Here is a 24372-nt window from a genome sequence, read left to right as displayed (position 1 = left end):
GTTATGCGGACGAGCCGCCACCCCTGCCCCAGCGCGGCGGCGGTTGCGAGTTCGGGTTTTGGGGCCGCCCGCCCCGACGGTGCCGAAACGCCAGCACGAGGCCGATGAAGCCGATAGCGATCAAGGAGAAACCGATCGGCTGCAGGCGTGGATCGATCGCTTGCGCGTCCGAGCGCAGCACGAGATCGACAGCCTTGATCCGAATGTCGTCGACGTCGCCCTGCCCGACCGTAAATGTGTAAGCCCCGTCGCTCACTTCGGGAATGAGCCCCGCCTCGTCGCGAAAAATCCGGTCCGTTATCTGTGGGCTTTGCTCGCGCGGAGTCGGATTGCCCCTGAATTTCAAGGTGGAGGCAAGCGCCGTCTTGCCGCCATGGTCAGCAGTGAGGGTAAGAACCGCACGGTCGGAAGACAATATCCGGTCAGTATTGGTGGTCAGGTCGACCAGCACGCGCACCGGCGCTTGCGTACTTTTCAGTTGAACATCCTGTGGCTTGAACTGGCCGTTCTCATAGACCCGCCATGTCCCGATCTCGGCACCGGAAAAATTGCGCAGCGACCAGGGATAGATCGCGCCGATCCCCACCCCGGCCAGCAAGATCAGCAGAAACAAAAGGCGCATCGTTTTTCCTGTCCAGAAAGGCGTGGCGCAAAACGCCTTACGCCTTGCGCTCCCAGCGTCGGTCGGCGGCCTGTTGCCAGTAGGTAACGGCGTGGCCGGCCGATTTCATCGTCGTCCAGTGCCCGCGCGCCGCCTCCACCTGGCCGGCATCATGGCCATCGAACAGAAACACCGCCCGCTCGTAGGCATTCAGGTCCGGCGGCACGGCTCCATCGACCAGAAAACGAATTTGCGCGCCATTGTCATTGGCCTCGCTGGTGGTCAACAGCACCGGCTGGTCCGCGGTAAAAGGTTCCCGGTCGGTGCCATGCGCCAGGAACGAATCGTCGCGAAACGTCCACAGATGCTGGTCTAGCGCATCGCGCCGCTCCTCGCTGCCCGTCTGCACCACCGCGCGCCAACCACGACCGATGCTGCGCTCGAGAAGGCCCGGCAGCGCATCTTCAAGCGTCGATTCGGTCATGTGGTAGAACAGAATTTCGGTCAATTCAGCGCTCGTAATTGTCGCGAACCAGCCTGTCCAGAAGCCGGACGCCGAAGCCCGAGCCCCACGACTGGTTGATCTCGCTGGAGGGCGCGCTGATCGCCGTGCCGGCAATGTCGAGATGCGCCCAGGGCGTTTCCTTGACGAAGCGCTTGAGAAATTGAGCGGCGGTGATGGCGCCGCCAAAACGGCCCCCGATATTCTTCATGTCCGCGTTCTTCGAATCGAGCAGCTTGTCGTATTCCGGACCGAGCGGCAGGCGCCACACACGCTCCTGCGTGGCCTGGCCGGCGGCGCTCAGTTGCCCGGCCAGTTCGTCGTCGTTGGAAAACAGACCGGCATGGTGCTGGCCCAGCGCCACCATGATGGCCCCGGTCAGCGTGGCCAGGTTGACCATGAATTTCGGCTCGAAACGGTCGTTGCAGTACCAAAGCGCGTCGGCCAGCACGAGACGGCCTTCGGCATCGGTGTTCAGCACCTCGATGGTCTGGCCGGACATGGACGTCACGATGTCGCCGGGGCGCTGCGCATGCCCGTCGACGGCATTCTCGACCAGCCCGATAATGCCGACGACATTGGCCTTGGCCTTGCGTGCCGCAAGCGCGTGCATCAGCCCGGTGACAGCGGCGGCCCCGCCCATGTCGCCCTTCATGTCCTCCATGCCGGAAGCCGACTTGATCGAATTGCCGCCCGTATCGAAGGTCACGCCCTTGCCGACGAAGGCGATGGGCTTTTCCTTGGCCTTGCCGCCGTTCCACTGCATCACCGCCAGCCGCGCACCACGCGGCGACCCCTGCGCGACGCCCAGCAGCGAGCCCATGCCGAGCTTCTTCATTTCCTTCTCGGTGAGGATTTCGACCTTGACGCCGAGCGCCGTCAATTCCTTCGCCTTTTCGGCGAATTCGATCGGCCCAAGCGTGTTGGCCGGCTCGTTGACGAGATCGCGCGCCAGGAAAACGCCGTCGACCACCGCCTCCATGTCGGCGAAAGCCTTCTTGGCCTTGGCGGGATCGGCGCACTGGATGGTCACCTTGGCCGGCTTTTTGGCGCGGCCCTCGGCGTCGTCCTCGTCCTTCTTGGTCTTATATTTGTCGAACGCATAGCTGCGCAGCAGCAGGCCCGCCGCAAGGCTGGCGGCATCTGCCGCGCCAGCCGGACCATCCACGACGACCACGATCTCCGCGGCCTTGCGCAACGCGGCCGCGATGGTGCCGCCGAGCTTCAGCCAGTCATACTCGTCGAGCGGCGATTTCTTGCCGGTCCCCACGACAACGAGCCGGTCGAGGGTCGTCCCCTCCGGCGTCAACACCTCGACCGTGCTCGCGAATTTTGCGGAAAATCCCGCTGCAGGGAACGCACGATCGAGCACCCGGCCCGGATCACAGGCACGCGCGGCTTCGCCAAGCGCCCCATTTTCGCCCGCCAGCACAAAGACACTGCCTTTCGTGGGAGCGGCGAACTTGGCGAAGGAAACGGAAGGGCGCGTATTCATGTCTGTCGGCTTTCGGAACAATGCTGAATGGAGCGCGACATTTGGTCGTTTTGGGGCGTTTGGCAATAGTTGGACGGTCGCAGCGGCAAATTTGCGCGATTTGCGTCAGGGCTATTTGTCTCATGACCTGCGCTCCCCTTTACCTGCGGCCGCCTGTTAACCATCTATCTTTTCCCTTCCTTATCCAATATTGCCGACACTGCGGCCTACCGGGACACGCTTGGGGTGCAACGGAACCCAGGCCAGTCCGGTTGTGCAAGCGACGCCGGACAGATACTTTGTGCGGAGGCATGATGCCGGTCGAATGCAGCCGAGAACCAGACTGAATGAAGGTCGTCGAACGCTACATCATGCGGCGCACATTTGCGCTTTTCATGGGAACGCTCCTGTGGACGCTGGCGATCGTCTGGACGACGCAGGTGCTGGCGCGCATCGATCTTGTTACCGATAGCGGCCAGTCGGCACTGACATTCTTTCAACTCGCCACGTTCATCCTGCCGTCCATCATCCCGATCGTCGTGCCGTTTGCGCTGGTCGTCGCGGTAGCCCAGACGCTGAGCACGATGAACGCCGATTCGGAACTGGTGATCATAAGTGCCGCCGGCGCCTCACGGCTCGCCGTGGTCCGGCCGATCTTGCTGCTTGCCATTGCCGCCGGCCTGTTTTGCTTTGTCATCCACAACGGCATCGATCCCTACGCGCGCCAGAAGAACCGCGACCTCATTGCCTCGGCCCGCGCCGACTTCCTCGCCCTGATTATTCAGGAAGGGACGTTCCGCAAGGTCGATGACGGGCTTTTCGTGCAGATTGGCGAGCGATTGCCCGATGGCCGGTTGGGCGGGATCTTTGTCGCCGATTCGCGACAGCCAAACGTCGATCTCATCTATTACGCCAAGACCGGCGCCGTCATCGATCGCGGCGACAAGAAGGTGCTGCTGATGAACGACGGCGTCGTCCACCGCAAGTCGCCGTCGGACGACGTGTCGGTCATCCGCTTCACCTCCTACGCGTTCGACCTTTCGGCATTCAGCCCCAACAATCCGGGCAAGATCCTCCTGCCGAAGGACCAGACGACGCAATATTTGCTGAATCCCGATCCCAATGACCCGGTCTACAAGCAGGAACCCGATCTTTACCAGACGGAACTCAACAAGCGCTTCTCCGAATGGCTTTTCCCGATAGCCTTCGCGCTGATCGCCCTGGCGGTCGCCGGCGACGCCAAGTCCCATCGCGAGGCGCGCATCCATCCCCTGATCACGGCCATCGTCATCTGCCTCGTGGTGCGCTGGCTTGCCTTTTTCGCCGAGGGCGAATCCAAGAGCGAGCCGGTGCTCGGCTATCTGATGTATGCGATACCCATCCTGGCGTCGCTCGTATCTATCCTGTTCATTCGCGCGCAGAAAACCATGGAACTGCCGATGAACTGGATCGACTCCAGCCTTGCCGCCGGGCGTCGTCTGCGTAAGCACGCGGCAGCCGTCAGGACCCGTCTCTTCGGCGGCCCCACCCCCCGCCAGGGAGCGGCATGATGGGTTGGACGCTCGGCCGATACTTCTTCTTCCGCTATGCGAAAATCACGGCGTGGTTTTTCCTTGGCATTTTTGCCTTGATCTTCCTGATCGACTTTACCGAAATGACCGGGCGCACGGCGCGCCTGCCCGGCTTCACCTACCAGACGGGATTGATGATTTCGGCCTTTCGGGTGCCGATGATCATGCTGCAGACGGTGCCGTTCGTCGGCCTGTTCTCCGCCATGGCGACGCTCGTCTCGCTCAACCGCAAATACGAACTGGTCATCGCCCGCTCGGCCGGCATATCCGCCTGGCAGTTCCTGCTGCCGTGCTGCATCGGCGCGCTGGCGTTCGGCGTGCTTTCGGTCGGCGTGCTCAACCCCATCGCCGCCTACGGCTTTTCCCGCTCCGAGCAGTTGGAAAGCAGCCTCAGTTCCGGCAAATCCAATGCCATTTCCGCCGCATCGGCCCCGTGGATACGGCAAAAAACGGCGTCCGGCGACACCATCATCGGAGCCCACGCCATCCTCAACCAGGGCCTGGAGATGGCGGACGCCTCGTTTTTCATCTTCGATCAGGAAGGCAACATCGCGGAACGGAAGGATGCCCGGCACGTCTATCTTCGCGATGGCTATTGGGACCTGCAGGACGTCAAGATCTTCCGGGAGGGCAAGGCTGCCGAGAGCCGGCCGGAAGACCGCGTGCCGACCAACCTCAAGCCGGAATTCGTCCAGGAACGCCTTGCAAGGCCCGAAACGATCCCGTTCTACAAACTGCCGGGGAAAATTGATGTTGCCCGCTCTTTCGGACTTAGGGCAAATGCCTTCGCCATGCAGTTTGATTCCCTGATGGCGCTGCCCTTCCTGCTTCTGGCAATGACGCTGATCGCGGCGACGGTATCGATGCGATTTGCCAGAATGGGACAGTCGGCAACAATGATTTTGGGTGGTGTCTTTGCCGGGTTTCTGCTTTATGTCGTATCGGTCCTGGTCAAGGCTTTCGGGGTGGCCGGATTCGTTCCGACTGTCGTGGCTGCCTGGTTCCCTGTAGTTGTATCGATGTTTTTTGGGGTTACGTTCCTGCTGTACAAGGAAGATGGCTAGTGGAAAGGGCTGTGTTGCGTAGGCGTAAGGCCGCCCGTTTGACGCATCTTTATGGCGCGACGGCCTTGGCTTGCCTTTTTTCCTGCGCCTTCCCGGCAGTTCCGGCCTTCGCCCAGGATCTGACCGCGCTGGCGCCCGAGGTTCAACCCGGCTCGCAGATGCTGCTGGAAGCCGACACTCTGGTCTATGACAACGACGCCCAGACCGTCACCGCTGTCGGCGGGGTACAGATCGACTATGCCGGTAACCGGCTGGTTGCCCAGCGTGTTACCTATGACCGCAAGTCCAAGCGGCTGGTCGCCAGCGGCAACGCCCAACTGGTCAACAGCGACGGCACCAAGGTTTATTCGGAACATATCGACATCACCGACGATTTCGGCAACGGCTTCATCAACGCGCTGCGCGTGGAAACCCCCGACAAGACCTACATGGCGGCCGAGAGCGCCGAGCGCATGGGCGGCATCCTCACCACGTTCCACAACGGCGTCTATACCGCGTGCGAACCGTGCGAGGACAAACCGAACAAACCCGCGCTGTGGCGCATCAAGGCGCGCAAAGTAATCTGGAACGGCGAAAAGAAGACGATCCGTTTCGAGCAGTCGAATTTCGAGTTCTTCGGTTTCCCCATTGCCTATCTGCCGGCGTTCGAAATCGCCGATCCGACGGTCAAGCGCAAAAGCGGCTTCCTGATCCCCGGCATCCGCTACAAGAGCGAGATGGGCGTCGGAGTTACCGTTCCCTACTATTTCGCGCTGTCCCCCACCTACGATTTGACGGCCAAGGGAACCTATTATTCCAAGCAGGGCTTTTTGGGTGAAGCCGAATGGCGCCAGCGATTCAACAACGGCGAATACTCGCTGAAGATGGCCGGTATCCACCAGAACGATCCACAGGCGTTCGACGCCAATACGGTTGATTCCGGCGCGGCCGGTGATCCGACCAAGTTCCGCGGCATGATGGGCACCAAGGGCCATTTCGCCATCAATTCGCGTTGGGATTTCGGCTGGGACATCCTCGCCCAAACCGACAAGAACTTCTCGTACACCTATGACATCGATGGCTATAAGGACTACTACCATCGTTCGGAAGTGTATCTGACCGGCCTGAACGACCGTAACTATTTCGACTTGCGCGCCATGCGTTTCCAGGTTCAGGAATCGGCTCTCGACAGTTCCAGTTCGTCGGTAAACAGGTCGCAGCCCTGGGTTCTTCCCTCGCTCGACTATGCCTACATTCCAGAAACGCCGCTGGCCGGCGGCCAATTGTCCTTCAACCTCAACGCCAGGGCGCTCCACCGCGACTCGCTGGATAGAGCGTTTACCCTTGGCACCGCCGATGTCCAGCGCCTCGGCGGCATCGAAGGCGATTCCGGCCGCATCACCGCCGAAGCGGAGTGGAAACGTACCTTCATAACCGATGGTGGCCTGGTGATCACGCCGATGCTCGCCTTCCAGGCGGACGCCAATTACGTCAACGCTTCGACAGGTTCGATCGCGGCCGTCAACTCGATGGCCAACAATCCGCTGATCGACACGACAGCCGACACGCGCTCGACCTTCAGCCGGTTCATGGCCACCGCCGGACTGGAATTGCGCTATCCGATCCTGTTTGCGATGGGCACTTCAAGCCACATCCTGGAGCCGATGGTGCAGACCTTCGCCCGCCCCAACGAGCAATATGTCGGTGGACTGGGAATTCCCAACGAAGATGCGCAGAGCTTTGTCTTCGATGCGACGACGCTGTTCGAACGCGATAAATTCTCCGGCTACGACCGCGTCGAGGGCGGCACCCGCGCCAATGTCGGCCTGCGTTATTCGGGCAGCTACAACAATGGCTGGTCCACCCACGCCGTATTTGGTCAATCGTACCAGCTTGCCGGGCTCAATTCCTTCGATACGCCCGACCTGGCCAACGTCGGCGCCTATTCGGGGCTGGAAACGGATACATCGGATTTCGTTGGCCTCGCGGGCATAGCCAGCCCCAGCGGTTTTTCCGCCTCTGTCGGCGGCCGTTTCGACGAAAAGACCTTCGAAGCGCGCCGCACCGAAGTGCGCGCGGCCTATAGCGGATTTCCGGTTTCGCTGGCCACCAGCTATACCTTCATTCAGGCACAGCCGCTTTACGGTTTCGAAAACGACCGTCACGAGACCTCGCTCAGCGGAACCTTCAAGCTGGATCAGAACTGGAGCGTATTCGGCGCTGGCACCTACAACATCGAAGACCATTACATGGCCAGCAAAGGGGCAGGCTTCTCCTACGCGGACGAATGCTTCACCTATCTGATGACTTTTTCAGAGACACTGGCAAGCAAGACGGCGAAACCTTCGCAAACCGTCGGGTTCAATATCTCGTTCCGCACGATTGGCGACTTCGGGTCTGCGTCCGCTGCAATGGCGCAATGACGGTTGCGGCAACCGACATTGTTTCGCCTCATAAAACAGGCACAGGGTTGCCGCATTCACGCCAGAGATTTAGCCCGGGATGAAATCGGAATGCGTTCGATGAGGAAATATTTGTTTTCGGCCGGATTTGCGCTTTTAGCCGCAATGACCGCCGTTTCCGTCACCGCGACGACGCCGCAGGCCTTCGCCAACACGATCGCGTATGTGGTCAACGATGTGCCGATCACCTCCGTCGACATCAAGCACCGGCAAGCCTTTTTTCGCCTGCAGCGCCGCAAGGGCGATGCGGCCAATGAAATGATCGAGCAAACCCTGCGGCTTGGCGAGGCGAAACGGTTGGGCATTCGCATCAGCGACACCCAGGTAAACGAGGCCTATGCGCGCTTTGCTTCCTCCAACAAGATGAAGGTTTCGCAACTGGACGGCGTTATGGCGCAGGCCGGGGTGACCAAGCAACATTTCAAGGAATTCATCCGCGCGCAGATGGCCTGGAACCAGGCGCTCGGCGCCCGGTACCGCGCCGAACAGGGCGGCAGCGGCACCAGCGAGCAGGAGATGGTGCGGCGAATGCTGGAAAAAGGCGGCGACAAGCCCAGCGCGACCGAATACATGCTGCAGCAGGTTATCTTCGTCGTCCCCGCCGCCGAGCGGAAATCGACAATGGGCAAGCGCAAGCGTGAGGCCGAGGCGATGCGGGCCCGTTTCAACGGATGCGAGAACACGCACCAGTTCGCCAAGGGCCTGATGGACGTCACCGTTCGCGATCTCGGCCGTGTCCTCGCGCCCCAATTGCCGCCGGAATGGGCCGACCAGATCAAGAAGACAAAGACCGGCGGCGCTACCACGGTCCGTGAAACAGAGCGGGGCGTCGAATTCATCGGCATCTGTTCCTCGCGCGAAGTATCGGACGACAAGGTCGCGCAGATGGTCTTCCAGGCCGAGGGCAAGTCGGACGACAAGGCCGATGCGCTCAGCGTAAAATACCTCGGCGAGTTGAAGGCGAAAGCCCGCATCGTCAAGCGCTGACGGCCGGCCGTGACCGTGCATGACGTCCCGCTGGCCCTCAGTGTCGGTGATCCGGCGGGTGTCGGACCGGAAATCGCCCTTGCCGCATGGGCGAGACGCAAGGCCGACGCCGTACCCGCCTTCTATCTGCTTGCCGACCCGGCTCTCTTGAAAGCGCGAGCCCAACGGATCGGCGCCACTGGCGACATTATACAGACCACGCCGGCGCAAGCCGCTTCCGTCTTCGGCAGTGCCCTGCCCGTTGCCGCGCTGGAAGCCAGCTTCACGGATACCCCCGGCCAGCCTGACCGGGCCAATGCGGCGGGTATCATCGAGGCCATCGACCGCGCCGTTGCCGATTGTTTTGCTGGTCGGGCTGCCGCTGTCGTCACCTGTCCCATCGCCAAGAAGCCGCTCTACGATGCCGGTTTCCGCTTTCCCGGCCACACCGAATATCTGGCGCATCTGGCGTCGCTGCACACCGGCAACGAAGTCATGCCGGTGATGATGCTCGCCGGCCCCGATCTGCGCACCGTTCCGGTCACCATCCATATTCCGCTGGCCGATGTGCCCAAGGCGCTGACCCGCGAACTGATCCTCGCCACCGTCCGTATCACCGCGCTCGATCTTAAAGACCGCTTCGGGCTGAAAAATCCACGCATCGCGATTTCGGGCCTCAACCCGCATGCGGGCGAAGGCGGCGCGATGGGCAGCGAGGACGAATACATCGTGCGCCCCGCCGTCGAACAGTTGCGCGCCGAGGGCCTGGACGCGTTCGGCCCGCTGCCGGCCGACACGATGTTCCATCCCCGAGCCCGCGCCGGCTATGACGTAGCCATCTGTATGTATCACGACCAGGCGCTTATCCCGGCCAAGGCGCTGGCTTTCGACGAAGCGGTGAACGTAACGCTCGGCCTGCCCTTCATCCGCACCTCGCCCGATCACGGCACCGCCTTCGACATTGCCGGCAAGGGCATCGCCCGCCCCGACAGCCTGATCGCAGCGCTGAAACTCGCCCGACTCCTGGCCGACACGAAGCCCGCCGCATGAGCATCGACGGGCTGCCGCCGCTCCGCGAAATCATCGACCGCCACGGCCTTCAGGCCAAGAAGGCGCTCGGCCAGAATTTTCTGCTCGACCTCAACCTGACCGGCAAGATCGCGCGCAGCGCCGGCGACTTGTCGCAATGCACCGTCATCGAGGTCGGCCCCGGGCCGGGCGGCTTGACCCGCGCGCTGCTGATGAACGGCGCACGCCACGTCGTCGCCATCGAGCGCGACGAACGCTGCCTTGCAGCGCTTGAGGAAATATCCGCCCACTATCCGGGCCGGCTGGAAGTGCTTTCGGGCGATGCCATGAAAGCCGATTTCGCCAGTCTGTCGGGCGGCGAGCCGACCAAGATCGTCGCCAATCTGCCCTACAACATCGGCACCGAACTTCTGGTGCGCTGGCTGACGACCGAAAAATGGCCGCCCTTCTACACCTCCATGACGCTGATGTTCCAGCGCGAGGTGGCCGAACGCATCGTGGCGAAGCCCGGCAGCGACGCCTATGGCAGGCTGGGCGTGCTGGCCGGTTGGCGTTCGGAAGCAAGCATCAGCTTCTATGTGCCGGCGCAAGCCTTCACGCCGCCGCCCAAGGTCACGTCCTCGGTCGTACATCTGGTGCCGCGCGCGACACCCTTGCAAGCCGAGGTGAACAGGCTGGCGCGCGTGACCGAAGCGGCCTTCGGCCAGCGCCGAAAGATGCTGCGGCAAAGCGTGAAAAGCCTCGGCGGCGAGGCCCTGCTCAACAGCGTCGGCATCGATCCGACCCGCCGCGCCGAAACGCTGAGCATCGAGGAGTTCGTGCTGCTGGCCAACGCCGCGCGGTTTTAACTTTTAGCATCGGAACAACCCGAAAACCGGCAACCACTTTCGGTCCGATGCTCGCTCAACGCGCCAGCGAAAACAGCGCATCGCAGTCGAGATGCGTTTCCAGTTCCCCTGCGATTTCATCCAGCGCGCGCTCGACCTCGGCGCGGTAATCGATACCGCCACCCTTGACGCCAAAACTTTCGAGGAATTTTCCACGAAAGCCATCGGCTGAAAACAGCCCATGCAGGTAGGTGCCGAACACGCGGCCATCGGCCGATATGGCGCCGTCCTCGACGCCATCGACGATCGTGGCTGGCCGAAGCGTATCCGGCCCGGTCGTGCGGCCAAGGTGGATTTCATAACCGTCCAGCGCCACATCGAACGGAACCGAATGCGCGGCTACCTTTCGCACCGTCTTTTCCGGCTCCATCACCGTTTCCACATCGAGCAGGCCAAGTCCCTGCGCCTCGGTCACGCTGCCCTCGATGCCGTGCGGATCGCGCACCACGCGGCCCAGCATCTGAAAACCGCCGCAAATGCCGACGACATGCCCGCCCCGCTTTACATGGTTCGCCAGGTCACGATCCCAGCCATTCTCGCGAAAAAACAGGAGATCGCGGATGGTCGATTTCGAGCCGGGAATGATCACCAGCCCGGCATCTTCAGGCAAGCGCTGGCCGGGCGGCACGAACACCACCTCCACCTGCGGTTCGGCCTTGAGCGGATCGAGATCGTCGAAATTGGCAATGCGCGAAAGCATCGGCACGGCCACTTTCAGCGCGCGCTTTTCGCCCGGCGCGAGCCTGTCCAGCACCACGGAATCTTCGGATGGCAGGCGCGCCGCCGCCTTCAGCCACGGCACGACGCCGAAACAACGCCAGCCAGTGAATTTTCCGATGGAAGAAATGCCGTCTTCGAACAGCGAAACGTCGCCGCGAAACTTGTTGATGAGATAGCCGGCCACCATGCGCCGGTCTTCCTCCGGCAGAATAAGATGCGTGCCGGCAACCGAGGCGATCACCCCTCCCCGGTCGATGTCGCCAACCAGAACGACAGGCACGTTCGCGCGCGTCGCAAACCCCATATTGGCGATGTCGCGGCTTCTGAGATTGATCTCGGCTGGCGACCCCGCCCCTTCGACAATGACAAGGTCCGCGCCTTCGTTCACCTTCGCCCACGAATGCAGCACGGCGTCCATCAGCTGCCCTTTCAGGCCCTGATAGTCTCGCGCTTTCGCCTCGCCGAACACTTTTCCCTGCACGATGATCTGCGAACCGATGTCGCTCTGCGGCTTCAGCAGCACCGGACTCATATGCACCGTCGGCTGCACCCCGCAGGCAAGCGCCTGCAGCCACTGCCCGCGCCCGATTTCGCCGCTCATTCCCGGTTCCTCCGGAATGTCGGCGACGGCGGCGTTGTTCGACATGTTCTGCGGCTTGAACGGCCGCACCTTCATGCCACGGTTCTTGGCCGCCCGACAAAGCCCGGCGACCAGCACGGTCTTGCCGACATCCGAGCCCGTTCCCTGCAGCATGATCGCTTTGGCCATTGCTTTTTTCCGCTCTCCGCCGTTCCTAAACCCGGCGTGCCGGGGTTGCGCGGCGGCATCATTGGGCTAGATTGGCCTCAGCGCATAACCAAAAACGACAGGCTGGCGACAAGTCAGGAACATCAGCGAGGACGCCATGGACGCTGCAGTCGATGCGACCGCCGGCCAATTCGAACTCACCGAAGACCAGCGCGCAATCCAGGAGATGGCGCGGGCCTTTGCAGCCGACCGTGTTGCGCCGAACGCGCTGCAATGGGACAGCGACCGGCACTTTCCAGCCGACGTGATTCGCGAAACCGGGCCGCTCGGCCTCGGCGGCATCTATGTCAGCGACGACGTCGGCGGATCGGCGCTGGGGCGGCTGGATGCCGTACTGGTTTTCGAGGCACTGGCGCATGCCTGCCCCGGCTTTTCGTCGTTCATCTCGATCCACAACATGGCCGCCTCGATGATCGACCGCTTCGGCAGCGAGGAGCAGCGCCAGCATTTCCTGCCGAAGCTGACCTCGATGGAATGGCTGGCAAGCTATTGCCTGACCGAGCCCGGCTCCGGTTCCGATGCGGCCGCACTGAAGACGCGCGCCGTAAAAAGCGGCGGCGATTATGTGCTGAACGGCACCAAGCAATTCATCTCCGGCGCCGGCGACAGCGACCTCTATGTCGTCATGGTACGCACCGGCGCGGATGGCCCAAAAGGCATCTCCACCATCGTCGTGCCCAAGGATGCGCCGGGGCTTTCCTTCGGCGGGCTTGAACACAAGATGGGCTGGCACATGCAGTCCACCCGTCAGGTCGTCTTCGAGGACTGCAAGGTGCCGGCGCAAAACCTGCTTTCCAATGAGGGCGCAGGGTTTGGTATCGCCATGGCCGGGCTCGACGGCGGCCGGCTCAACATTGCCGCCTGTTCGCTAGGCGGCGCGCAATCCGCGCTCGACAAGGCGCTGGCCTATGCCGGCGAGCGCAAGGCTTTCGGCAAGACCATCGACCAGTTCCAGGCGCTGCAATTCAAGTTGGCCGACATGGAGACGGAATTGCAGGCGGCCCGCATCTTCCTCTACGCGGCCGCATCCAAACTGGATCGAAAAGCGCCGGACGCGTCGAAATGGTCGGCCATGGCAAAACGCTTCGTCACCGATGCCGGCTTCGACATCGCCAACCAGGCGCTCCAGGTTTTCGGCGGCTACGGCTATCTGCACGATTATGGCGTCGAGAAACTGGTGCGCGACCTGCGCGTCCACCAGATCCTCGAAGGCACCAACGAGATCATGCGGGTCATCATCGCGCGGCATCTCATCGGCCGCTGAATTTTCGCCGCTAAAACTTCCGGGAGAACTAAATGACCACCATCGCGTTCATCGGCCTTGGCAATATGGGCAACCCCATGGCCGCCAACCTCGTCAAGGCTGGTCACGAGGTACACGGTTTCGACCTGATGCCGGAAAATCTGACGGTTGCGCACGAGCACGGCATTACGGTGATGGCCAATGCCGTGGCTGCGGTGAAGGACGTGGACGTGGTCATCACCATGCTGCCGGCCGGAAAGCATGTGTTGTCGGTCTATGGCGACATCGCGCCCAAGGCGACGCCCGGCGCGCTGTTCATCGATTCGTCCACCATCGACGTCGAATCGGCGCGAAAGGCGCACGCTATCGCCCAAAAACATGGGCTGCTGTCGGTCGACGCCCCGGTTTCCGGCGGCACGGGCGGGGCAAATGCCGGCACGCTCACCTTCATGGCCGGCGGCGCGAAGGACGCCTTCGCCAAGGCCGAGCCGATCCTGCAAGCCATGGCCGGGCGCATCGTCCATTGCGGCGAAGATGGCGCCGGCCAGGCGGCAAAAATCTGCAACAACATGATCCTCGGCATTTCCATGATCGGCGTCGCCGAGGCCTTCGTGCTCGCCGAAAAGCTCGGCCTGTCGCATCAGGCGCTGTTCGACGTCGCCTCGACCTCGTCAGGTCAATGCTGGTCGCTGACGACCTATTGTCCGGTTCCCGGTCCGGTTCCCGCCTCGCCCGCCAACCACGATTACAAGCCGGGCTTCGCCGCAAGCCTGATGCTGAAGGATCTGAAGCTGAGCCAGGAGGCAGCCCAGGGCGCGGGCGCGGTGACCCCGATGGGCGCGGAAGCCGCCCAGCTTTATGCGCTGTTCAACGCACAAGGCCACGGCGGAGCGGACTTTTCCGGCATCATCAACTTCCTGCGCGGACGTGCCGGATAGCGCACGAATCTATCTTCGCTTTTTATGCCCTATCCGGCGAAAAAGATTACAAATTTAGGTTTGATTAAGCTCTCGATAACCACGCGGTAACGATGTGCCTGTAGAACGGATGGCAAGGCGGACATACAGCACCGCCCACCGCTCCGGATCAGGTTCTGCGTACCGGAGCAGTTAAGTTTCGCAATGTTCGAGTAGCGAAACGCCATGCGTATCTGGCAAAGCCGCGTACCCTTCCGGGACGCGGTTTTTGCGTTCAGGTGCTCTCTATTTCAGCATGATCTGACCCGAAAACCGGTGCCCATTTTTCGGGATCATGCCTTGGCAGATAATCTGCGAAAATTGGCCTTTACCGTGCGGCCCGCTGGCCGCAGCGCCGCTTCGATCGAGCGCTCGACCGCGACGCCGTTCAGCACAGAGGGCGTGCGACCGGACATGACTTCTGGCCAGAACGCCGCCATCGAACCGACCATCGACATCTGCGCGGCAAAAATGCCGTCCACCGTCGCCAGCGCCTTTTCCGAAACGGCGCGGCCCGTCTCGCCTTGCCATGGCGTTTGCCGGCTGGCCTCTTCGGCCATGATCGGCAGCCGCATCATGGCGACCATCGGCGCCAGCATGAACGCGCTGCCCGTCGACGCGGCGCGCTGCACCGCGATGGAACTGCGTGACTTTCTCATGAAATTCGCTCTTTCAAAATGGCGGGACTCACAGACCCGCCACCAATAAGTTATGGCTGCGTCTTTAGTTCCGCAACCAGATCGGGAGTTCCGCAACCGGATCGGGCAAAATTCAGCCCCGCCGCAAATCCGCTTCGGCAAGGTCGAGCGCCTTGGCGATGCGGTCACACGCCATGTCGATGATGGCGCGGGACCAGATCAGCGGCGGCGAAAGGATCATCGTGTCGCCGGTCGCGCGCATCATCATGCCTTGCGCGATGGCATGGTCGCGCACGGCGACGGCAGCACTACCGACTGGCTCAAACCGCTGCTTGGTCGCCTTGTCCTTGACGATCTCGATCGCTCCCATCAGCCCGAACGAGCGCACCTGGCCGACCAGTCCATGGCCGCCGATGCGCTCCTGCAAGGTTTTGGCGAAATACGGGCCGGTATCCGTCCTGACCCGCTCGACCAGCCCCTCCCGCTCAATGATTTCCAGGTTCTTCAGCGCCACCGCGCACGCCACCGGATGCCCCGAATAAGTATAGCCGTGGTTGAACTCGCCACCTTTTTCAACCAGCGTGGCGGCGATCCGGTCGCCGACCAGCAGGGCCGACAAGGGCTGGTAGCCGGAGGTCAGCGCCTTGGCCGTCGAGATGGTGTCCGGCTCGATGCCGAACGACTGCGCCGCGAACCATTCGCCGGTGCGGCCATAACCGGTGATGACTTCGTCCAGCATCAACAGCACATCATATTGGCGGCAGATGCGCTGCACCTCGGGCCAGTAGCTCATCGGCGGGATCTTGACCCCGCCCGCCCCCATGATCGGCTCGCCGATGAAGGCCGCGACCTTGTCCGCGCCCGCTTCGAGGATGGCGTCTTCGACCGCTTTCGCCGCGCGCAGGCCAAAATCGTGATCGCTTTCGCCCGGCAACGCCAGTTCGTAGGCGTAGGGCATCATCACATGGACGATGTTCGGCACCGCCCCGCCAAGTTGCTGGTGCATGCCCTCCATGCCGCCCAGCGAAGTGCCGGCTACCGTCGAGCCGTGATAGGCGTTGTGGCGCGAGATGATGCGGTTTTTCTCTGGCTTGCCTTCAAGCGCCCAGAAATGGCGCACCAGCCGAAGCGCCGTGTCGTTGGCTTCCGAGCCGGAAGAGCCAAAAAATACATGGTTGATGGATTTCGGCGCCAGTTCCGCCAGCTTCTTGGCCAGAAGCACAGGCGAAGGCGTCGAGCATTTGAAGAAGGAATTGTAGTAGGGCAACTCCTTCATCTGCGCATAGGCGGCGTCCGCCAACTCCTCGCGGCCATAGCCGACATTCACGCACCACAGCCCGGCCATGCCGTCGAGAAGCTCAGCCCCTTCCGAATCGTAGATATACGGCCCCTCGGCGCGTGTGATGATACGCGACCCGGCCTCGCGCAATTCCTTGTGGTCGGTGAAGGGATGGAGATGATGCGCGGCATCGATCTGCTGCAACTGCTTCAGCGAATAATTCTGATATGTCATGGAGTTAACCTCTCCTCTTGACTCAAATTGGCAATTCCTTGCCGTGAAGGATCAGTCAGAGGAACACGGGCGGCGAATAGCCGATGCGAGCGCACAACCGCAGGAGATCGGCGCGAAGCGTTCGCGGCGACGGCGTCGATGCGTAGTGGCTTTTCGGCCGTGCGTTGAGCCGCATGATCAACATGTCGTACCCTACCGCATCATTTCCGAAAACCGGAAACGATTATTTAAAGCATGTCTCCCGAAAGTGGGAACCGGTTTCGAGGTAAAGACATGCAAGAAAACAAAGACCTAAAGCTCGGCAAGCGAATCTGAAAGATCGCGACGTGCTTTAGAGCGGTCATTCGCGTCGGCGGACAAACGAGCGGAACGTCGAAAAGACGATCAGGATGGCGCTCAGCACGGCGATCAGGATCGGAAGCCCGGCAGGCCCCACCATCTGCATGACGAAACCGGCGGTCGGCGGCCCGATCATGCCGCCGACGCCCCACATGAGGCCGAAGGCGGCGTTGCCGGCAACCAGCGCCGAGCCGGAAAAGCGGTTGCCCATCTCGACCAGCGCCATTGTATAGACGCCGTAGCCCACCCCGCCCATGATTAGCAGCAACGGTCCTTGCAGCGGCGTCGTGATGATGAACGGCAACAGCAGCGCTCCGATAAGGTTGGTAAGCGCGCAGGCAACGATCATTTTGCGCCCGCCGAAACGCTCGGCCATCAGGCCAAGCGGAATCTGCACCACGATATTGCCGATCGACATGACGCCGATCAGCGTCGCCAGCGTCGCCTCCGGCAAGTGGTAGCCCGCGCCGAACACCGGCAGAAGCGAGTAGATGCTCTGCTGGTTCGCGGATGAAACCACCACGGCCAGCAACAGGGTGGGCGCGACCATCCAGAAGTGCAGGATGCCGCCATGGCGGACACCGTCGTCAAAGCTGTTCAACCTGCTTGCGGTGAGAAACAGAATAAACGCACAGCCTAGAAAGCCGAAAATGCCGACAAGCAGCGGCGGCCACCCGTCCGTGCCAAGCAGCGCCAGCGACAGCGGCCCGGTGGCATAACCGGCCCCGGTGATGGCGTTGAACACGCCCAGTATGCGACCCCGTCGCGCCGCCGGCGCCAGCGCGATCAGCCATACTTCACCCAGGATATAGAGCGGGTTGACGGCAAGCCCGATGAGAAAGCGTGCCGGATACCAGGCCAGCCAGTTCTGGGTCAGCCCGACGAACAGGAACAGCAAGGCCGCCGAAGCAGCACTTCCAACCGCCAACCCGCGCGCGCCCAGGAGCCGCACCAGCGCCGGCACGAACAACGACGAGCACATCAGGCCCAGCGGCGTCATCGCCGCCGAAAGGCCGATGGCGCTGGCGGAAATGCCCTGCTTCTGCATCAGGAAGGTGAACAGCGGATTGCTCAGCCCCTGCGCCACGCCGAATACGGTAACGCTGGCGATAACGCCGAAAAGCGCGCCGACAGGCATTCTCGCTTCCGGGGCTGCCTCGGCGGTCATCTGCCCGCCTTGTGGCGCCAGAGCGCGACGCCGGTAGCGCCGGCCAGCACAAAACAGACGATGCCAAGCGTCAGCGGCAGGCCCTGTGCGCCGAACGACCCCATGGCGGTCCCGCCCAGCGGCGGCATAATAATGCCGCCCACACCCCAGACCATCGCGAAAGCGGCGTTTCCAGCCATCATCGTCTTGCCGGTGAAGCGCTCGCCCAGTTCGACGATCGACATCGTATAGACGCCGTAGGAAACGGAACCCCAGACGAACAGGAGAGGCCAGATCAACGGCGTCCGGATCAGCAGGGGCAGCGCGACGCAGCCAAGCACGGTCAGGCAAATACAGACAAACCGCACCGGGCGCGCGGAAAAACGTTCCGCCAGAAGACCGAGCGGCACCTGCATGGCGATGTTGCCGGCGATCAGCACGGTCAGCAGCGCCGACATATCGAACGCCGGGATGTCGTAATAGGCTCCGTATACGGGCAGCAACGCCAGCACCGCCTGCTCGAACCCGGCGGCGATGACGACCGTGAACACCAGCAGCCTAGCAAGCGGTATGAACTGCCAGACCGAGACATTGTCGCCGCTCATATCCGCCCTGGGGAGCCGCCCAAGCACGGACGCCAAGCATGCGCCGCAGGCAATGAAGGCGCAAATGCCGACGAGGAAAGGCGGCCAGCCTTGCGTGCCCACGGCAAGCAGGCAAAGCGGACCGGCCGCAAACCCCATGGAAATGACCGTGGCATAGATGCCCATCACCCTTCCGCGCCGGGCCGGCGGCGCGAGCGCGATCACCCACGTCTCGCTGAGCACATAGAGCGGGTTGGTCACCACCCCGATCATGAAGCGCAGCAGGAACCATGGGTAGACATTGTAGGTCCAGCCGATCAGCAGCAGCGTCAGCCCCGACAGGGCCGCGCAGGTCAACGCGACACGGCCCGCGCCGAAGCGGCGCGCCAGCATCGGCACCATGGGCGCCGAAACGATGAAGCCGATCGGCGTCATCGCCGCCGACAGGCCGATCATCCCCGGCGAAACGCCCTGGCGCTGCAGGATGAAGGAAAGCAGCGGATAGGTAAGGCCCTGTGCGATCGCAAACACCGAAACGGTCGCGATGACGCCGGCGATCGCCGCCCAATCCGTCAGGTGCTCGCTGGAACTGGCCTGCGCCATACGCCTACCGTCGTCAATCGCTGGAGAAATCTCGAGAAACGCCCTGCTATCGGCTCGCGGGCATGAAAGGAAGTGCCGCCCGGCCGAATCCGCTTGCGCCACGCGCGATTGGATCGTTTCGTGGATATGCGCCCCAAAAACGAAGCCCGCACGGCGGCGTAAAGGACCTCACACGTGCCGGTGCGGCAAGATTGATGCTGCAAGAGTTGACATGGTCGCAAAAAAACAAGCTTGTGTCGCTGTCAGGCACCGTCTTGACTGCCCGGCCCTATTGGCTGGTAATGTTCTTGCATTTCAATTGGAAGCACACGTTTGGCGCCCTGGACGGTCCGTCCGGGCCAAACGAAAACGATCAACGAACTCTGGGAGGAAAACCTCTATGAAGAAGCTATTGGCTTCAACCGCATTGGCCGCCGCTCTTGTCGGCTTTGCAGGCGCTGCGACGGCCGCCGAATGCGGCGACGTGACGATTTCCAACATGAACTGGCAGTCGGCCGAAGTCCTGGCCAGCATCGACAAGATCGTGCTCAACGCCGGCTATGGCTGCAATGCCGAGTTGGTCGTTGGCGACACCGTGCCGACGCTGACCTCGATGATCGAGAAGGGCCAGCCCGACGTGGCGCCCGAAGGCTGGGTCGACCTGGTACCGGACGTCGTGCAGAAGGGCATCGCCGACAAGAAGCTGGTATCGACCGTCGAAGCGCTTTCCGACGGCGCGGTTCAGGGCTGGTGGATTCCCAAATATCTGGCCGACGCGCATCCCGACATCAAGACGATTGCCGACGCGCTAAAACATCCCGAACTGTTCCCCGCCCCGGAAGACGCCTCCAAGGGCGCCGTCTATAACGGCCCGCAGGGTTGGGGCGGCACGGTCGTGACCGGCCAGCTTTTCAAGGCCTATGAAGGCGAGAAGGCCGGCTTCACGCTGGTCGACACCGGCTCGGCAGCAGGGCTCGACGGCTCGATCGCCAAGGCTTACGAGCGCAAGGAAGGCTGGATGGGCTATTACTGGGCGCCAACCGCCATCCTCGGCAAATACGAGATGGTCAAGCTCGAATACGGCGTGCCGTATGACGCAGCCGAATGGAAGCGCTGCAACACGGTCGCCGATTGCGCCGATCCCAAGCAGAACGAATGGCCCAAGGACCACGTGCAGACACTGGTGACGACCGCCTTTGCCGACCGTGCCGGTCCGGCGATGGATTATTTCGCCAAGCGCTCCTGGTCGAATGAGACGGTGAACAAGCTGCTTTCCTGGATGACCGACAACCAGGCGACCGGCGAGGAAGGCGCAAAGTACTTCCTGAAGAACAACCCGGATATCTGGGCTTCGTGGGTCCCGGCCGACGTCGCCGAAAAGGTCAAGAAGGCCGTCGAATAAGGCTTTCCAATTTGGAATTCGCGAAGCGGCGGGCCACCCGCCGCTTCCCTTGTTTGGCTCATAAGACGAGCCGAAATGTGCACTATCACCAAACCCTGCGCGTTTGCATGCGGTTGCCGGATAGCTCTAAAGTGCTGTTCGACGAGCATGCATTCGCGTGCGGATGGCTGGGCAGATAGATAGGCGGCAGGCAATGGACTGGCTCATAACCTTCCCACATTTGAACGACGATCTTCTGCGAGCGCTGAAGAAGAGCATCGACGAAGGTTTTCGCATGTTCACGCGCGCCTATGGCGACGCCATCGAATCGTTCTTCGATCCGCTCCAGTATTTTCTCATCCACTCCGAACGGTTCATGACCAATACGCCCTGGCCCATCATCCTGGCGCTGGTGGCGGTGCTGGCCTGGCTCGGCAGCCGCAGCATCAAGATCGTCATCGGCTCGCTTCTGGCGCTGTTCGTGATCGGCCTGTTCGACATGTGGGACGACACCATGAAGACCATTTCCATGATCTTCGTCTGTACCGTCATCGCCATCGTCGTCGGCATCCCCATCGGCATCCTGATGGCGCGCTCCGACCGCGTGCAAAGCCTGATCAACCCCATTCTCGACGTCATGCAGACCATGCCGAGCTTCGTCTATCTGATCCCCGTCGTCATGCTGCTCGGCATCGGCAAGGTGCCGGGGCTGATCGCCGTCGTCATCTACGCCATCCCGCCGATGATCCGCCTGACCAATCTCGGCATAAGACTGGTCGACAAGGACGTGCTGGAAGCTGCCGACGCCTTCGGCGCGTCCAGTTGGCAGAAGCTGAAGGGCGTGCAGATGCCGCTGGCGCTGCCGACTATCATGGCCGGCATCAACCAGACCATCATGATGGCGCTGGCCATGGTCGTCATCGCCTCGATGATCGGCGTCCAGGGCCTCGGCCAGCCGGTGCTGAAGGCCATCAACAACCAGTATTTCACGCTTGGCATGTTCAACGGCCTGGCCATCGTCGGCATCGCCATCATTTTCGACCGCGTCAGCCAGGCTTACGGCAAGCGTCTCCAACGGCATCTCGAGGTGGTTCATGGTTGATAGCGCAGCACCCGCCTCCGGCATCGAGATCCGCTCGCTCTACAAGGTGTTCGGCACGAACGCCGCGCATGCCGTGGACCTGGTCAAAAAGGGCATGAGCAAGGCCGAACTGAACGAGAAATACGGCAATGTGCTCGGCCTCAAGGACATCAACCTGCAGATGCCGGGTGGCTGCATCCAGGTCATCATGGGCCTGTCGGGCTCCGGCAAGTCGACGCTGATCCGCCACATCAACCGCCTCATCGATCCGACTGCCGGCGAAGTGCTGGTCGGCGGCACCGATGTGGTCAAGATGAACGAGCACGATTTGCGCGAATTCCGCCGCAAGAACACCGCGATGGTATTCCAGAAATTCGCGCTGCTGCCGCACCGCACCGTCCTGGACAACACCGTCTATGGCCTGCAGATACGCGGTGCCCCGCGCAAGCAGCAGGTGGACGAAGCGATGCGCTGGATCAACCGCGTCGGCCTCGCCGGTTTCGAGAACCGCTACCCCAACCAGCTTTCCGGCGGCATGCAGCAGCGCGTCGGGCTGGCGCGCGCGCTGACCAACGACGCGCCGATCCTGTTGATGGACGAAGCGTTTTCCGCACTCGACCCGTTGATCCGAACCGACATGCAAGGCGTGCTTCTCGACCTTCAAAAGGAAATCAAGAAGACCGTCGTCTTCATCACCCACGATCTGGACGAGGCGCTCAGGCTCGGTGACCGGATCGCCATTTTGCGGGACGGCGAAGTTATCCAGCAAGGCACCGGGCAGGAGATCGTGCTGCATCCGGCCGACCCCTATATCGAGAAATTCGTCCGGGAAGTGAACCGCGCCCGCGTCGTGCTCGCCTCCTCCGTCATGACGCCGCTGGCCGGCTCGGAAGCCGTCGAAGGCCTGCAGATCGCGGCCGAAGCAACGCTCGAGGACGCGCTTCGCGAAATGGTCCATGCCGACGTTCGCACCGCCCAGGTACTCGGCGGCGACGGCAAGCCGGCCGGGGCGCTGACGATGCACGCGCTGGCAACGGCCATGGTGACGCCAAGCACGATCGACGAACTGGCCGAGGCATAACCCGCCTCTTCTTCGCCGCACGCCAATGTCGTTTCCCTCGCTCTAGTGGTCGCCGCCTCCGCAATGGCCGCACGATCCCCGGTCCATTATGACGGTTAAAATACCGCATTCCGAGGATCATCATGACAACCGCACCGCTTGCCGCCGACACCACCGCACCCGACCATCCGCGCCGTGGTGGCCGCGCCGGAAAGCGTGCCTCCGGCTCCGCGACCTTCGAGCAACCGCCGTTTCGCCATCTGCGCAATCCGCTCAAGCCGACGAACCTGGTTTCCGAGGACGAGTTGGAATCGATCCACCTCGCCTCGCTGCGCGTCCTGAAGGAAATCGGCGTCGACGTCCTGCATGACGAGGCGCGGCGGATCATGAAAGCGCATGGCGCGGATGTGCGCCAAGGCTCGGAGCGCGTTCGCTTCGACAGCGACCTGATCCTCGAACTGATCTCACACTGTCCATCCGAATTCACCATCCATGCCCGCAATCCGGCGCACAATGTGCGTTTCGGCGGCGACAACGTCATGTTCCTGATGATGGCATCGGCTCCGAACAGCTCGGACACGGATCGCGGCCGGCGCTCCGGCAACCAGGCCGATTACCGCAATTTCCTGAAGCTGGCGCAGATGCACAACATCCTGCATGGCACTGGCGGCTATCCGGTCGAGCCGACCGATATACATCCCAGCGTGCGCCATCTGGAGTGCATTCGCGACCTCGCCGTGCTGACCGACAAGATGTTCCACATCTATTCGCTCGGGCGGGAACGCAATGTGGACGGCATCGAGATCGCGCGCATCGCGCGCGGCATTTCCAGCGAGCAATTACAGGAAGAGCCGTCGGTATTCACCATCATCAACACCAACTCGCCGCTCAGGCTCGATGTTCCGATGATGGAGGGCATCATCCAGATGTCGAGCATGGGCCAGGTGGTGGTCGTCACCCCCTTTACCCTGTCGGGCGCCATGGCTCCCGTGACGGTGGCCGGCGCATTGGTCCAGCAGAACGCCGAGGCACTGGCCGGCATCTCCTTCGCCCAGATGGTGAAGGCGGGCGCACCGGTCGGTTATGGCGGCTTTACCTCGAACGTCGACATGAAATCGGGCGCGCCGGCGTTCGGCACGCCCGAATACATGAAGGCGCAGCTTGTCGGCGGCCAGCTAGCGCGGCGCTACCAGATCCCCTACCGCACCTCCAATGTCTGCGCCGCCAATTCGGTCGACGCGCAGGCCGCCTATGAAAGCGTGTTTTCGCTGTGGGGCGCCATGCAGGGCGGCGGCAACATGCTCATGCACGGCGCCGGCTGGCTCGAAGGCGGACTGCGCTGCTCCTATGAAAAGACCATCCTCGACATCGACCTGTTGCAGATGGTGGCCGAATTCTTGACGCCGCTCGATCTGTCGGAAGAGGCGCTGGCCATCGACGCCATCCGCGATGTCGGCCCGGGCGGGCATTTCTTCGGCACCCAGCACACGCAGGACCGCTACAAGAACGCCTTCTATTCGCCGATCATCTCCGACTGGCGCAATTTCGAAAGCTGGGCGGAAGCCGGCTCGCCCACCGCCGTCGATCGCGCCAACCGCGTCTGGAAGGAGCGGCTTTCCATGTACGAGCAGCCAGCCATGGACCCGGCCATCCGCGAAGAACTCGACGCCTTCGTCGAAAAGCGCAAGGCCGAAGGCGGCGCTCCGACGGATTTTTGACTTCCGACCCTCTGGTCCCAAACCAGAAGGTCAATCCCAACTTGATTCACTTTCTAGATCGAAAGCC

Annotated in this window: 21 protein-coding genes; 12 read left to right on the top strand and 9 right to left on the bottom strand. The window is 62.1% G+C overall.

Translation table 11 applies throughout. The annotated features are described in order from the left end of the window. Position 1: 1 nt before the first annotated feature. From ACX3P0_RS01095 to ACX3P0_RS01085, 3 genes are read right to left on the bottom strand one after another with little or no spacing between them, the layout of a single operon-like run. A complete protein-coding gene (locus tag ACX3P0_RS01095; protein WP_459085967.1) occupies positions 2-622 on the bottom strand; it encodes a hypothetical protein in 621 nt (206 codons plus the stop codon). Between the two features lie 37 nt (positions 623-659). Continuing rightward, entirely contained in the window at positions 660-1109 is a 450-nt protein-coding gene (locus ACX3P0_RS01090; protein ID WP_459085965.1) for a DNA polymerase III subunit chi, read from the bottom strand. 1 nt (position 1110) lies between these two features. Next, on the bottom strand, positions 1111-2598 hold the full coding sequence (locus ACX3P0_RS01085) for a leucyl aminopeptidase (protein ID WP_459085963.1): 1488 nt from the start codon (positions 2596-2598) through the stop codon (positions 1111-1113). A 326-nt stretch (positions 2599-2924) separates the two neighbouring features. Here ACX3P0_RS01085 and lptF point away from each other — a divergent pair, with 326 nt between their 5' ends. The 6 genes from lptF to rsmA all read left to right on the top strand — a co-directional run bounded on the left by lptF (position 2925) and on the right by rsmA (position 10496). After that, positions 2925-4127, top strand: a complete 1203-nt coding sequence (gene lptF, locus ACX3P0_RS01080; protein WP_459085961.1) for an LPS export ABC transporter permease LptF — start codon at positions 2925-2927, stop codon at positions 4125-4127. After that, complete coding sequence (lptG, locus tag ACX3P0_RS01075; RefSeq protein WP_459085959.1) at positions 4124-5212, top strand: LPS export ABC transporter permease LptG; 1089 nt, start codon at positions 4124-4126, stop codon at positions 5210-5212. Before lptF ends, lptG begins: the two co-directional genes overlap by 4 nt. Then, the gene (locus ACX3P0_RS01070; RefSeq protein WP_459085957.1) at positions 5212-7614 is read left to right on the top strand and encodes an LPS-assembly protein LptD; all 2403 of its coding nucleotides are present in this window, start codon (positions 5212-5214) and stop codon (positions 7612-7614) included. The genes lptG and ACX3P0_RS01070 overlap by 1 nt, the downstream gene beginning before the upstream one ends. A gap of 90 nt (positions 7615-7704) precedes the next feature. After that, positions 7705-8640 carry a SurA N-terminal domain-containing protein gene (locus tag ACX3P0_RS01065; RefSeq protein ID WP_459085955.1) on the top strand — a complete coding sequence of 312 codons (936 nt, stop codon included), beginning with the start codon at positions 7705-7707 and terminating at the stop codon, positions 8638-8640. A gap of 15 nt (positions 8641-8655) precedes the next feature. Further along, complete coding sequence (pdxA, locus tag ACX3P0_RS01060) at positions 8656-9669, top strand: 4-hydroxythreonine-4-phosphate dehydrogenase PdxA (RefSeq protein ID WP_459086839.1); 1014 nt, start codon at positions 8656-8658, stop codon at positions 9667-9669. Next, the gene (gene rsmA / locus ACX3P0_RS01055) at positions 9666-10496 is read left to right on the top strand and encodes a 16S rRNA (adenine(1518)-N(6)/adenine(1519)-N(6))-dimethyltransferase RsmA (RefSeq protein WP_459085953.1); all 831 of its coding nucleotides are present in this window, start codon (positions 9666-9668) and stop codon (positions 10494-10496) included. Before pdxA ends, rsmA begins: the two co-directional genes overlap by 4 nt. A gap of 55 nt (positions 10497-10551) precedes the next feature. Here the strand turns inward: rsmA and ACX3P0_RS01050 are convergent, their stop codons facing one another. After that, on the bottom strand, positions 10552-12024 hold the full coding sequence (locus ACX3P0_RS01050) for a cobyric acid synthase (protein WP_459085952.1): 1473 nt from the start codon (positions 12022-12024) through the stop codon (positions 10552-10554). Positions 12025-12160: 136 nt separating this feature from the next. Between ACX3P0_RS01050 and ACX3P0_RS01045 the strand changes: the two genes are divergently transcribed. Continuing rightward, positions 12161-13327 (top strand): isobutyryl-CoA dehydrogenase, encoded by a 1167-nt coding sequence (locus ACX3P0_RS01045; RefSeq protein WP_459085951.1) that lies wholly within the window; start codon positions 12161-12163, stop codon positions 13325-13327. Between the two features lie 32 nt (positions 13328-13359). After that, positions 13360-14244, top strand: coding sequence for a 3-hydroxyisobutyrate dehydrogenase (gene mmsB, locus ACX3P0_RS01040; protein ID WP_459085949.1), 885 nt, complete (start codon positions 13360-13362; stop codon positions 14242-14244). A 311-nt stretch (positions 14245-14555) separates the two neighbouring features. Here mmsB and ACX3P0_RS01035 read toward each other — a convergent pair whose 3' ends face one another. The 5 genes from ACX3P0_RS01035 to ACX3P0_RS01015 all read right to left on the bottom strand — a co-directional run bounded on the left by ACX3P0_RS01035 (position 14556) and on the right by ACX3P0_RS01015 (position 19086). Further along, positions 14556-14921, bottom strand: coding sequence for a hypothetical protein (locus ACX3P0_RS01035; RefSeq protein WP_459079612.1), 366 nt, complete (start codon positions 14919-14921; stop codon positions 14556-14558). 112 nt (positions 14922-15033) lie between these two features. Beyond that, positions 15034-16413: an aspartate aminotransferase family protein gene (locus ACX3P0_RS01030; RefSeq protein WP_459085947.1), complete on the bottom strand. Its 1380-nt coding sequence runs from the start codon at positions 16411-16413 to the stop codon at positions 15034-15036. 55 nt (positions 16414-16468) lie between these two features. Beyond that, positions 16469-16597 (bottom strand): hypothetical protein, encoded by a 129-nt coding sequence (locus tag ACX3P0_RS01025; RefSeq protein WP_459085945.1) that lies wholly within the window; start codon positions 16595-16597, stop codon positions 16469-16471. Positions 16598-16753: 156 nt separating this feature from the next. Then, positions 16754-17920 (bottom strand): MFS transporter, encoded by a 1167-nt coding sequence (locus ACX3P0_RS01020; protein WP_459085943.1) that lies wholly within the window; start codon positions 17918-17920, stop codon positions 16754-16756. Beyond that, positions 17917-19086: an MFS transporter gene (locus ACX3P0_RS01015; protein ID WP_459085942.1), complete on the bottom strand. Its 1170-nt coding sequence runs from the start codon at positions 19084-19086 to the stop codon at positions 17917-17919. The genes ACX3P0_RS01020 and ACX3P0_RS01015 overlap by 4 nt, the downstream gene beginning before the upstream one ends. A 379-nt stretch (positions 19087-19465) precedes the next feature. Here ACX3P0_RS01015 and ACX3P0_RS01010 point away from each other — a divergent pair, with 379 nt between their 5' ends. The 4 genes from ACX3P0_RS01010 (at position 19466) to ACX3P0_RS00995 (ending at position 24305) form a co-directional block, all read left to right on the top strand. Continuing rightward, on the top strand, positions 19466-20467 hold the full coding sequence (locus ACX3P0_RS01010; RefSeq protein WP_459085941.1) for an ABC transporter substrate-binding protein: 1002 nt from the start codon (positions 19466-19468) through the stop codon (positions 20465-20467). 193 nt (positions 20468-20660) lie between these two features. Beyond that, positions 20661-21548 carry an ABC transporter permease gene (locus tag ACX3P0_RS01005; protein WP_459085940.1) on the top strand — a complete coding sequence of 296 codons (888 nt, stop codon included), beginning with the start codon at positions 20661-20663 and terminating at the stop codon, positions 21546-21548. Beyond that, the gene (locus ACX3P0_RS01000; protein ID WP_459085938.1) at positions 21541-22608 is read left to right on the top strand and encodes a quaternary amine ABC transporter ATP-binding protein; all 1068 of its coding nucleotides are present in this window, start codon (positions 21541-21543) and stop codon (positions 22606-22608) included. The genes ACX3P0_RS01005 and ACX3P0_RS01000 overlap by 8 nt, the downstream gene beginning before the upstream one ends. A gap of 122 nt (positions 22609-22730) precedes the next feature. Continuing rightward, positions 22731-24305: a trimethylamine methyltransferase family protein gene (locus tag ACX3P0_RS00995; RefSeq protein ID WP_459085936.1), complete on the top strand. Its 1575-nt coding sequence runs from the start codon at positions 22731-22733 to the stop codon at positions 24303-24305. The last annotated feature ends 67 nt before the right edge of the window (positions 24306-24372 follow it).

This window comes from Mesorhizobium sp. A556, from assembly GCF_054489545.1.
Note: the sequence above shows the minus strand (reverse complement) of the source record. Positions and strands in the feature narration are given on the sequence as shown.

Coding starts and splice junctions, on each gene's coding strand:
- ACX3P0_RS01085 (WP_459085963.1), bottom strand. CDS start 2,598: ATGAATACGCGCCCTTCCGTTTCCTTCGCCAAGTTCGCCGCTCCCACG.
- ACX3P0_RS01020 (WP_459085943.1), bottom strand. CDS start 17,920: ATGACCGCCGAGGCAGCCCCGGAAGCGAGAATGCCTGTCGGCGCGCTT.
- ACX3P0_RS01045 (WP_459085951.1), top strand. CDS start 12,161: ATGGACGCTGCAGTCGATGCGACCGCCGGCCAATTCGAACTCACCGAA.
- ACX3P0_RS01030 (WP_459085947.1), bottom strand. CDS start 16,413: ATGACATATCAGAATTATTCGCTGAAGCAGTTGCAGCAGATCGATGCC.
- ACX3P0_RS01010 (WP_459085941.1), top strand. CDS start 19,466: ATGAAGAAGCTATTGGCTTCAACCGCATTGGCCGCCGCTCTTGTCGGC.
- lptG (WP_459085959.1), top strand. CDS start 4,124: ATGATGGGTTGGACGCTCGGCCGATACTTCTTCTTCCGCTATGCGAAA.
- ACX3P0_RS01005 (WP_459085940.1), top strand. CDS start 20,661: ATGGACTGGCTCATAACCTTCCCACATTTGAACGACGATCTTCTGCGA.
- ACX3P0_RS01095 (WP_459085967.1), bottom strand. CDS start 622: ATGCGCCTTTTGTTTCTGCTGATCTTGCTGGCCGGGGTGGGGATCGGC.
- ACX3P0_RS00995 (WP_459085936.1), top strand. CDS start 22,731: ATGACAACCGCACCGCTTGCCGCCGACACCACCGCACCCGACCATCCG.
- ACX3P0_RS01050 (WP_459085952.1), bottom strand. CDS start 12,024: ATGGCCAAAGCGATCATGCTGCAGGGAACGGGCTCGGATGTCGGCAAG.
- ACX3P0_RS01000 (WP_459085938.1), top strand. CDS start 21,541: ATGGTTGATAGCGCAGCACCCGCCTCCGGCATCGAGATCCGCTCGCTC.
- ACX3P0_RS01025 (WP_459085945.1), bottom strand. CDS start 16,597: ATGTTGATCATGCGGCTCAACGCACGGCCGAAAAGCCACTACGCATCG.
- rsmA (WP_459085953.1), top strand. CDS start 9,666: ATGAGCATCGACGGGCTGCCGCCGCTCCGCGAAATCATCGACCGCCAC.
- ACX3P0_RS01015 (WP_459085942.1), bottom strand. CDS start 19,086: ATGGCGCAGGCCAGTTCCAGCGAGCACCTGACGGATTGGGCGGCGATC.
- lptF (WP_459085961.1), top strand. CDS start 2,925: ATGAAGGTCGTCGAACGCTACATCATGCGGCGCACATTTGCGCTTTTC.
- ACX3P0_RS01035 (WP_459079612.1), bottom strand. CDS start 14,921: ATGAGAAAGTCACGCAGTTCCATCGCGGTGCAGCGCGCCGCGTCGACG.
- mmsB (WP_459085949.1), top strand. CDS start 13,360: ATGACCACCATCGCGTTCATCGGCCTTGGCAATATGGGCAACCCCATG.
- ACX3P0_RS01065 (WP_459085955.1), top strand. CDS start 7,705: ATGCGTTCGATGAGGAAATATTTGTTTTCGGCCGGATTTGCGCTTTTA.